Here is a 10201-nt window from a genome sequence, read left to right as displayed (position 1 = left end):
CGACGTCCTGGCCGCCCAACGCCGAGAACGAGCCCGCATCCGCAGCGAACGACAACGACACTGGGGCCAACCCGCTACCCGCGCAGCCTGACCAACACCGTCAACGTTCGTGGTCACGGCACTAGCGCCGGTGGGCTCGGGCTGAACGATAGTGGTCTCGTCGTGCTGTGCCTGGTGGGTGTGCCATGCGGTTTCGCACTCGTCTGGGGTTCGCCAGCCGAGGTCTTTCTGGATACGGCGGGTGTTGTACCAGCCGTCGATGTAGGTGAAAATCCCGTTTCCGCCTCATCGGGGCTCCGCCAAGAGTTGCGGTAGACAGCTCACACCGCGGACCCCGGCGGCGCTCTGGACGATCGCGTAGATTCTCGCCGGCCAAGCCTTCGATGAGTTCGACTGAATGGACCCGGCCGCTGAGTTTCCGAGGGTCGCGTTTGACCACCACGTTCGGCAGGGTGACCGGAACCGGTGGATCCGCGCTCGTCGGGAACCGCCAATGCGTCATCTCCGGCCGGCCCGCCGGCAGCAACGGCGCGGCAGTTCGAAGAGGCGGTTCGTCTACTCCGCGCCGTACTCGTCCCAGGCTTCCCTCGTCAGGAGCGACCAGCCACGGGCAGCGAGCGCTTTCACCTCGACGAACGCGCCGGACGCGATCAGCACCGCAGACCCGTTCTGCCATTTCGTCGCTGAGCACGGTCAATCAAGCGTTTCGGTCGACGCCGCGCGGCGGATGATCCCAGAAGAACGTGATGATCATGCCGTAATCCACAGGCGCCGAGTTATCCACAGATGGTGCCGCTGCGGGTTGAGCGGCTGAACGTGCCGGCTGAGGTACTCCGCAGGCGGCGACGCGACGTCGCATCGACTGGTAAGGGAGAGCAGCCATGACTTGGGGTGGACGCAGCCAATCACGACGCACGGACTGGCAGACAGCAGCGGACGGCCTCGCCGGTGTTACTGGTCTCCTCGGCGCAGTGGCGGCGCTCGTCGCGGCGGTTGCGGGGCTACTGACGGCTGCAGCCACGCTGCTGGTAAATCGCTGATGCCCGCGGTCGAGGCTTGGCTGCTCGGCGGACCGGCCGACGGTCGCATCACTTCGATCGAGGTCGACGAGAACGGGTTCCTTCCGCAGCTCCTCATCCTGCCGCAGAGCGGCGCCTACCTCGGCATCCGCGAGCACCCCAGCCCGCCCGCGCAGTACCGCTATGTTCGTTGTGACGGCGAGGACGATCCGCCAACCTTCCAGTACGACGGGCCGCTCCCCCACGACGAGTGACGTCAGCGCGGGTAGCCAGCACACCGAGGTGCGGCCATTTCGGACCACAGAACGGTCGGCACAGCCCCATCCGGGTCAACCGGTTACCCCACGCCGGCCGCGATTCGGACGTTCGTACGATGCGCTGGTGGCGGACGTGGCGGGGCGCTGGTGGAGCGGGATTTGGGGGCGTCTGGGCCGCCGGGATGTGTGGTTGACCCGCCAGGTCAGGTGAAAGGTCACCGCCTGCGCCGGAGATAGCGAAAGCGGCCCGGCACTGCGGTGGGAGTTCGACACCGAGGACGAGGCCCTCGCCATGGTCAAGCGCCTTCTCGCCGCCGGCGCGGGCGGCCAGTGGCGCAAGCAGCCCGCCCGCCGCCTCAGCAGGCGTAGCGTCCGGCTTGCGGTCTGCGACCCCGAAGGGGTGCGAACCGCAAGCCGGGCATCGTGGTCAGGAGGCGCAGGTGTTGAGCATGCTCTGCAGGGCGGACTTCTCTGACGTCTGCAGGGTGAGGCTCCAGTTGTACTTCACGGTGATCCACATTTTGCTGTAAGTGCACCGGTACGACGACAGGGGCGGCTGCCAGGTCGAGGGGTCCTGGTCGCCCTTGGACTGGTTGACGTTGTCCGTCACGGCGATCAGCTGCGGGCGGCTCAGGTCGTTGGCGAAGCTCTGCCGACGGCTGGTCGTCCACGAGTTGGCGCCGGAGCGCCATGCCTCGGCGAGGGGGACGACGTGGTCGATGTCGACGTCGGAGGCGGCCGTCCAGGTGGCGCCGTCGTACGGGCTGTACCAGCGGCCTGATGTGGCCGCGCAGGCGCTGTCGACGACGACGGAGGTGCCGTCGCGTTTGAGGACCTGTTCGCGGGTGTTGCAGCTTCCGCTGATGGTGATCCAGTGCGGGAACAGGTCGCGCGAGTAGCCGCTGGTCGAGCCTTGGGTTGCCACGGTCAGGGCGTTGAGCTGTGACTGCGCCGTCGCCTTAGAGGGGATTCCGGGAGGTGTGGCCGACGCCGACTGCGCGTTAACACCGACCAGACCGGCGGCAGCAAGGACGGCTGCGGCGACGTAGCGCACGGCGCGCGGAAAATCAGCAGGGGCTTGGGATATCGGCATGGCGGCCTCCTCGACGTTGGTGGATGGCAACCGTCCCTGACCATCATGTCCATCAATGGGCTCGCTTGTGAAGGGGTGGCGAACCGGCCACGAAGGTCTCAGAGCTGAGACCTCGCCCATTGAAGGCACCCATCGACACTCTCTGCCGGCAGACTCGTGGCGGAGCTCGCTGGCTGTTGAAGGTCTCGGCGCGACTGCGATCGGCGTTGGTGGACCTTTCGAACGGCGGTAGGGGTGCACTCCTACTTGGCTGGAGGCCTTCTGCGGGCCGTTGCCGGCACCGGCCCGACCAGCAGAACTGATGCCTCCCGGCAGCGTGTGCTCGCATGGTCGACAGCGGCATCGGTCGAACTGCTCGCTTGGGGGTGAGCGAGGGCTACCAGCAGGCCGATGGGAACCGGCGGCCCGACAAGGGGGACTCGGGCGGCCCTCAAGATCACCGGCGGCAACGGGAGCAACACTCCGCGTGTCGCGGCTTCTCCACGGTCCCGGCGGCGTAAATTGCATACGTCTGATCGCCCAGGGCAGGTTGGGAGTTGCGGACGGCAAGTGCATTCCGCGTCTTGCTACCCCTTATAGACATAGGAGGAGCGCACTCATGGTGCGTTCACAGGAACTGGCGGCGGGCCACGAGCTGGTTGTGGACCTCGCGCCTTCGCCACAGGTCGTGACCGTCGCTGAGTCGGACGGAGTCGGTTCGGCCGGGTGGCCCACCTACTCGGTCGGCGCCCGCGGACGGCGTGGGTCACTGGGCACCGTCGTGGCCGTGGCGGTGTTTGTCGGCACGCAAGTCGACGATCTGAAAGTGGCTGGTCTGATAGGACTCTTGGCCGTCATGGTCGAGTGGTTGGCGGCACACCAGCCCGTCTTCGTCACGCAGATTCGCGTATCCGCCGCGCTGGGCACAAGGCGGCTCAACCAGGGCGACCCGGGTATCGATGGTTCGCGAGTCGACGTACCCAATCCGCGGCACTCTCGGGAAAGCTAGGCGGGTGCCTGCTCCCGCAGAGAGGCACCGATGGTCTCGAGTAGGCGCCGAGCGTCGTCGCCCGCCGCCGCCTGGCGGTACAGATCCTCGAAGGAGCTCTTATAGCCGGCGACCACCGCGTGGTCCTCGACGAGTGCGACGTCGTCCGGCAGGTTGTCGAGATAGACCACGTCTGGATCTACCTCTGACTCGAACTCATGCAGGGAGAACGGGCCGACAAGGACGGAGTTGGCGGCCGTGTCCCGGCGGAGAACCACGAGGTCGAGCTCCGGCAGTCGGGACAGCACCTGTTCGATCTGTTCGAGCATGAGGTCGGTGTTCTCCACGGACTTGAGGGCTCGTTCGTCGAGGACGATCCGTACCTCACATCGCCTCGACTGGGCGAAGACACGCCTCTGACGTGCCATGCGCAACTGCGCCCGAGCGTCTGCCGCCCGATTGTCGACGCGGTATTGCGGTCCTGTGGTCACCACCAGCCGGGCGTAACGCTCCGTCTGAAGCAAGCCCGGCACAAGGAAGGGGTGGTATTGGCTGATGCGCCACGAGTCGTCCTCGTAGCCCAAAAAGTCCATATAGGACGGGGACACGAAGTCTCGATACTCTGCGGCCCAGTGACGCCGGCGTGCCAACCTTGCTAAATCGAGCAGGTCGCGCACTTGATCAGCGTTGCGCACCTGGTAGAAGTCAAGCAGGGCCCGCAGGTCGTTGACGGAGATGCTGACCGAGCCGTTCTCGATCCGTGTCACCTTTGACAGCGACCAGTCCATCTCTTGGCGCACGTCCTCAAGCGAAAGCCTGCGGTCGAGGCGCAGTTGGCGAAGCACGAGGCGCAGGCGCCGTCGATTCGTGGTAGGCCCTTGCCCGCCCGTCGTCACGTCTACGCCCTCCAGTCGGCAACTGCAAAAGGCAAAATGAATGAGGAAACTTGCCTAGAGCAATTCTCTTTTGGCTGTCGGCTTGCCGCTGAGGGAAATAAGCTATCAGACCAGCCCTTCGGACACCGAGTCGGGTGAAAGAGCCAGACATTCATGGCCGAACTGGTCATGGCCCTGCTACCGTACTTACATAGCGCGACACAACCGGAGACGGTCCGTAAAGCTCTCCTCGCGTCCGAGGCTCGGCTCGGCACGCAAGCAAAGGCGATTTCTGCATGAACCGTCATCAGTACCGCGCTTCCATTCGTCGAAACCGCCGATAACAAAACGTCGACTCCAGGAGAATCGGAAAATGGAAGAAGATCGTAACTCCCACCCCATCTGGACCCGTCGCAGCTCCAAATGCCAGAACGATCACTGCGTCGACGTATCTCGTTACTCCACGACGGTTGAGGTGTGCAACTCGGCCGCCGCCCACACGCTCCTTTCGTTCTCAAACGATGCCTGGCGAAAATTCCTCCACGCCCTAGGAAGCAACACGCTTCAACTGCCGAACACGTAACCGACTAAGGCCGACATCCGTCACGACCGACGCCATGAATACCTTTCAGCCTCGGCAATTTGTCGGGAAGCCGACACCTGCCGTGCTGGAGCTCGGGTGGCACCACCGTGCTGCACCTGCCTTCCCAGCCTGCACCTGCTGCGTATCGGTAGTGGGCCCGGGAAGCCAAGGCACACCAGCGCACCCTGTCGCGGCCTGCTGGTGGGACTCTACGAAACCCCGAGCGGTGGGTACAGGCGACACGGCGAGCCCGAAGCACCTCGCCCACTCAGGCGCCTCCTCCACGCAATCGACGGGTTGACAGCTCGCCCGCGCATTCTTCCCATTAGTACAGGCGCTTCACGCATGCCGATACCGAAAAGGTGTTCCTCCTTGGAGCAAGCTTGCATAGATGCCAAAATCTCGCCCGAAACGGTGGAACCCGTCTACTCGGCGTCAGGGGCGGCCACCCGCCCTGATCATCAAGAACAGAGTGTGTGATGAAAGGCGGCCTACACAAGGACGGCTTTCTCGATTGCGCGGCTGCCCCGGCGACCTGAGAGACGGCCGCCGAGACCAGCCCGCCGACACTCGCGGGCTGCTAGCCAACGATTCTTCGGACGCCTATCCCCGATACACGGGCGACCTCGTTTTCCGAGCGACACGTACCCCTGTGTGGGATGCCAGGTGTCGTGCTCGACACTGCCGTGCGCTAGACGAGGTCACCGCAAGGATCGTTTGAAGCCGCCAGCGGCGTGCTGGCTTCGGCATCCTTCGGTGCGGGCAAGTCGGGGCCGCACCCGACCGCGTTCTTGATGCCGACAAGTAGAGGTGAAGGTCCGCTCATGCGTCGACCGAAGTCCCTCTGGCCGTCTCCGACGACTTGTAGGTGACCGGCTTCGTCTCCCACCACTCGCGGCAAAGACAGCATTCTGTGCGGCGGCATTCCTTTAGGTAAGCGCGGCGGCGCGGCATGGCTGTCATTCGACGGGCATCCTGCGTGGAGGGTCGCGCCTCGACGAGATCGCGGGCGCATCCAACGCTCCTAACAGCCGTTGACCGAAGTGCAACTGTCGTGCGTCGAGTGCCGCCCAGCTCCGGCCCGATGGTGCCTGGAGGAGCCAGGAGACCGCAGGATCGAAAGCCAAAAGACGCGTCAGGAGCGCCTCGCGACGTTGGTCGTGATGGGCGTTCTGCTCACCGGATGCGCGAGGCAGGGCCATCCGGAGGCAGCAGACCCAAAGCCGTCGGTCACGGGCACCACCGGGGCCGCAATGTCGATGGCGCCGGAACTGCTGATCGGCTCCTGGACGCTCGTTGACGTTGCCGACCCCGGCGCGGGCACGATCCTGCGCCTCGCAGCCGGTGAACTGCACCTGATCGGCAGCCACTGCGGCACGCTGGGCGGGTCCTGGCGGGCCAACGATGAAGGTGTGTTCCTCGCCGACGTCTGGTCGGCTTCCGCGGTCGTCGTCGAAAGCACCCCTGGCTGCGAGAAGGCTAGTCAAGAGACACCCGGGTGGCTGCGGAGCGTGACCGCCTACCAGTCCGACGGGGCGGGGTTGCCCGTACTCCTGGACGGACGTGGGCAAGCGGTCGCCCGCCTGATTCCCGGGGCGACACCGCCCCCCGAGCCCGACAAGGCCGACTCCGTGCTGGAGCCCCCGGTGGTCACCGACGAAGCGCGACGTGCCCTGGCACCAGCAGTAGCACTACCGACGATGCTCGTTCCCGCCGATCAGCGCCAGCCGATAGGCCGTTGGGTGCCCAAGAGCGGACACAGCGCGGCCTACCTGGAGTTAACGGCGGACGGCGAGTGGCACGGATCCGACGGCTGCAACGACCAGAGCGGTCGGTGGATCACCGCCGCAGGCGGCACCCTGCTCGCAACCGCGAGAGCAATCACATTGGCGTTCTGCGCTGACAGCGTGCCGATCGAACAATGGGTCACGACGGCCAGACGAGCCGGTCTCGACGGCACGGCACTCGTGCTATTCAACGCACGCGGAGACGAGACAGCCCGGCTATCCCCCACGAGCTGAACGCCGCCCCGCAACCGCCGTTACGACAGCTTCACGGGCCGCTTGCCATGGTGCCGATTCACCGCGCCTGGACCACCTGCTCCGGCGGCGGGCAGGGCGTAGCGGCATAGCGGCAGACCCGACGGCGCCGACCACGCGGTCGTCACGGCCTCAGCGTCGCTCGGCCTCGTTGTAGGTAGCTGACACCATCGGGGGTGGCCACTGCGATGAGACGGAGGTCCCGTGAATTGGGAAATGGGGTTATCCACTGCTACCGGCGTTCTCGTGACGCTGCTGGGTGTGGCTGCCGGCGGCTGGATGAGCAATCGCAGCCAGAGTCGAGCTTGGTCCCGCTCGGTACTAACCGATACCTCTGCAGCCCTGTTACAGGAGCAGGCCACGACCTACATGGGGCTCGTGCGTTGGCGGTCCAAGGAGCTTGAGCGCGTCGACTGGGCGGGATGGAACGCAGCTCTCGCTCGGGTGCAGTTGGTGGGACCTCCGAGCATCGTAGAAGCGGCCCTCAAGTTAGACGCGGCCTTCTGGAGCATCGGCACTGGCATCCGGGAGAACGTCGACGAGGTCGGTTGGTGTCAGTTGCGCGATGAGGTTGAGTTGCGGCGCCTTGAGTTCGTCAACGCCGCCCGGCGGGAGCTTTCGCCGTCGGCCGCTTCGCTACATCGCCTCGTCGGTAAATCGGATCGGGCAAACCAGCCCGACCAGCAACGTCCATAAGGGTCACTATGGTGTCCACTAAGGCCTCAGCTTTACGGGATCCCGGAGTCCAGGGAGATGCAGCGGGCCTGACGAGCGCAGCCGGGCGGATCCCATACCGGGCACACGGGCCCTGTCGGCCTCCGTTAGGAACAACGCTGACGACCGCTCTACGAAAAATCGATGTTGGGCTACGGGTCCTCGGGGGACGATCCAAACCTGCGACACACGGTTTAGGAAACCGATGCTCTATCCCCTGAGCTACGGGGGCGCGAGTGGCCAGTGAAACGACCTGCGAGTTGACCCGCGTGGGCAGGGAGTGACCCAGGTTGACCTGCGTTGGCTCGGCTAACCGCCCGGACCGACGACCACACGCCTATCACACCGGACGGGCCTGTGACCAAGACCGTTGGCCCCGGTTTACCTGGGGTGACACGGATCGACCCGCATTGGCTTTCGCTGGAGACCACACGGCGACCACACCACCAAGATCAATAATGACCTATCCGCGAGCCACTCCCTACCCCACACCTCATCGCCCGCTCAAGGAGACCGCGCGACCCGTGACACTGCCACTATCAGGGCGCGTTGAAGCGGCGCATCCTAGACGGCCGGCGAGACAGGGGCATAGCATCCCGGATCGGCCGACAGGGAGCATCTGATCCGCAGTCATAGGGTTAGGGGCGCACATCTACAACTACCGCCCTCTGGTCCTGGCACTTCGCACGATCGTCATCGACGGGCGTTGATGAGCGCGAGGGCTTCCGGCAGCCGATGATATCCGGCTACGTCCCGGTCCATCCACGCCAGTTCCCCGTCGCCCGAGCAGCCACCGATTTACCGCGGCTGGTCAACGTGAGCCAGTTGGCGATGCGCAAGCCATCTGATCGGCTCTCGCCGAGACGCACCGCCCCAGCTCATCCTGACGCGGCGGAACACCAAGCGCACGCGGGAGGTGTGGGAGTGGCTCTGCCGTCCTGATCCTGCCCGTGCTGCAACAACTGCGACTTACTGCGCCGGACACGGAACATTCTGGGCGGCGGCGGGGCCCGCGCGACGTCCACGCGTCGCTCGATGGGATGCCATCGACGCGTTAAGGTGCCCCACCAGATCACAGGCCAGGGGACCCGGAGCGTCGATATTCCCGCCAACGAGTACTAAGTTCACCCCAAATCCGTTGGTATTCATCAAACATCTCTCGGATTTTTGCCACTTCAAGGTCCTCTGGGCGATTCGAGGCGACGTAGTAGGAAAGCTCATCTCGAAGCCGATAAAAGTTGTACTGGGTCTCCTCCATCAGCACCCAGCGGGAGCGCCAGGCGAAGAACGGTTCGACCGTGTTCACGACCGTCGCCACGGCTACCAACGCGAAACCGAGCCCCGCCCAGAAGTCGAGATCCTGCAGGCCGAGGATGATGGTCGAAGCGACGGACAACGCGAGCGAGGCAAGCCGCACAGAGGATGCTCGCCCCATGAAGGCCCGCTTCCGAGTTCTGGCATAGTGATTTCCACGCTCAATCCGGACCATTAGGTCAAGCGCAAGTTCAAGGGGTTCGAGCCCAGGGCGGGGAGGGTCTGACTGTATGGGCTCCTGCGAATCTTTCGTCACGCCGGCCGATAGTAGTACCTGCCATCAATGTTCACCCCTGCCGTGACCGAGCACCAGTTCAGGCAGGCGGATATTGTCGCGCGTTGGCCGATCCCCGCATGGCTGCTCATCGACGCCGGCGGGTGGGCTCCTACTGAACCATCCCCGTGAGATCCCGCCAAGTGCCGGCCGAGGTTTTCATCATGCGGTCGAGCATCGAGCGGGCAGGGGCACCCGCGAGCGGGTCCTCAAGCGTGACGGCACCCCCGTCGTCGTAGACAGCTTCTGCGCCGCCACCTCGGGCCGCTGGTACAGCCCCTATGACGGTGCGACCTGGACTGCGGCCTCCAACGTCGACATCGACCACGTCGTGCCCCTCGCGGAGGCGTGGCGCTCCGGCGCCAACTCCTGGACAACCAGCCGCCGGCAGAGCTTCGCCAACGACCTCACCCGCCCGCAGCTGATCGCGGTGACGGACAACGTCAACCAATCCAAAGGCGACCAGGACCCCTCCACCTGGCAACCGTCCCTGTCGTCGTACCGGTGCACCTACAGCAAAATGTGGATCACCGTGAAGTACAACTGGAGCCTCACCCTGCAGTCCACGGAGAAGTCCGCACTACAGAGCATGCTCAACACCTGCGCCTCCTAGCCAGCGCGACCACCGCCGTTCAGCTCGTTCTGCGCGCCGCGTTGGCGGCCTTCCTGGGCCGTCACCGTGGTCAGACTTGCGTGAAGGGACAGTAGACCCCCACTTGGGTTCAGAAGACGAGCGCGTTCTTGCGCTGCGAGGTTCCAGGAACGGCCGGGTCCGTTCCTGGAACCCTGGTTCTCGCGGCTTGCGCGCCAGGCCTTGGAGGGCCCGGCGAGTTAATCGGATCATCGGTCGCGCCGACCGTTCGGCGAGGTAGGTGCGCATAGCCAGTCCCAGCTAACGCCTGGCGCGGAAGCCGGGGCTCTGCGTGTCCGGTCCCCTAATACGACAGCCGCCGTTTGAGATGTAGCTGTTGGGGCTGGTGGACGAGGTGCGGCCACCGCATGATCGTCTGTCTGTTGTGGACATAACGTTAGATCTGGCGGTGGCCGCGTGCCACAGCGTAAACCC

General features: G+C 64.9%; 7 protein-coding genes and 1 pseudogene. 5 read left to right on the top strand and 3 right to left on the bottom strand.

Features of this window, described 5'->3' with window-relative positions; all coding sequences use genetic code 11:
• Nucleotides 1-1039 precede the first annotated feature (1039 nt).
• Nucleotides 1040-1273, top strand: a complete 234-nt coding sequence (locus DLJ59_RS02565) for a hypothetical protein (protein ID WP_030334745.1) — start codon at nucleotides 1040-1042, stop codon at nucleotides 1271-1273.
• Between the two features lie 430 nt (nucleotides 1274-1703).
• Here DLJ59_RS02565 and DLJ59_RS02555 read toward each other — a convergent pair whose 3' ends face one another.
• Entirely contained in the window at nucleotides 1704-2369 is a 666-nt protein-coding gene (locus DLJ59_RS02555) for an HNH endonuclease family protein (protein ID WP_030334746.1), read from the bottom strand.
• A gap of 598 nt (nucleotides 2370-2967) precedes the next feature.
• Here DLJ59_RS02555 and DLJ59_RS02550 point away from each other — a divergent pair.
• A complete protein-coding gene (locus DLJ59_RS02550; RefSeq protein WP_030334747.1) occupies nucleotides 2968-3357 on the top strand; it encodes a hypothetical protein in 390 nt (129 codons plus the stop codon).
• Here DLJ59_RS02550 and DLJ59_RS02545 read toward each other — a convergent pair.
• Entirely contained in the window at nucleotides 3354-4181 is an 828-nt protein-coding gene (locus tag DLJ59_RS02545; RefSeq protein ID WP_244235799.1) for a DUF5753 domain-containing protein, read from the bottom strand. The two genes, DLJ59_RS02550 and DLJ59_RS02545, sit on opposite strands and share 4 nt — an antisense overlap.
• A 1776-nt stretch (nucleotides 4182-5957) precedes the next feature.
• Between DLJ59_RS02545 and DLJ59_RS02535 the strand changes: the two genes are divergently transcribed.
• Together DLJ59_RS02535 and DLJ59_RS02530 are read left to right on the top strand one after the other, a co-directional pair.
• A complete protein-coding gene (locus tag DLJ59_RS02535) occupies nucleotides 5958-6815 on the top strand; it encodes an META domain-containing protein (RefSeq protein ID WP_124770904.1) in 858 nt (285 codons plus the stop codon).
• A 222-nt stretch (nucleotides 6816-7037) separates the two neighbouring features.
• Nucleotides 7038-7529 carry a hypothetical protein gene (locus tag DLJ59_RS02530; RefSeq protein WP_124770903.1) on the top strand — a complete coding sequence of 164 codons (492 nt, stop codon included), beginning with the start codon at nucleotides 7038-7040 and terminating at the stop codon, nucleotides 7527-7529.
• Nucleotides 7530-8619: 1090 nt separating this feature from the next.
• Here the strand turns inward: DLJ59_RS02530 and DLJ59_RS02525 are convergent.
• Entirely contained in the window at nucleotides 8620-9036 is a 417-nt protein-coding gene (locus tag DLJ59_RS02525; RefSeq protein ID WP_124770902.1) for an SLATT domain-containing protein, read from the bottom strand.
• A 289-nt stretch (nucleotides 9037-9325) separates the two neighbouring features.
• On the opposite strand from DLJ59_RS02525, the pseudogene DLJ59_RS02520 reads away from it, so the two are divergent.
• Nucleotides 9326-9748 (top strand): annotated as a pseudogene (locus tag DLJ59_RS02520) (GmrSD restriction endonuclease domain-containing protein); the annotation flags it as partial.
• Nucleotides 9749-10201: the final 453 nt, after the last annotated feature.

This window comes from Micromonospora inaquosa, from assembly GCF_003857055.1.
Taxonomy (GTDB): Bacteria; Actinomycetota; Actinomycetes; order Mycobacteriales; family Micromonosporaceae; genus Micromonospora; species Micromonospora inaquosa.
The sequence above is the reverse complement of the archived record's forward strand: the minus strand, read 5'-3'. Positions and strand labels throughout refer to the sequence as shown.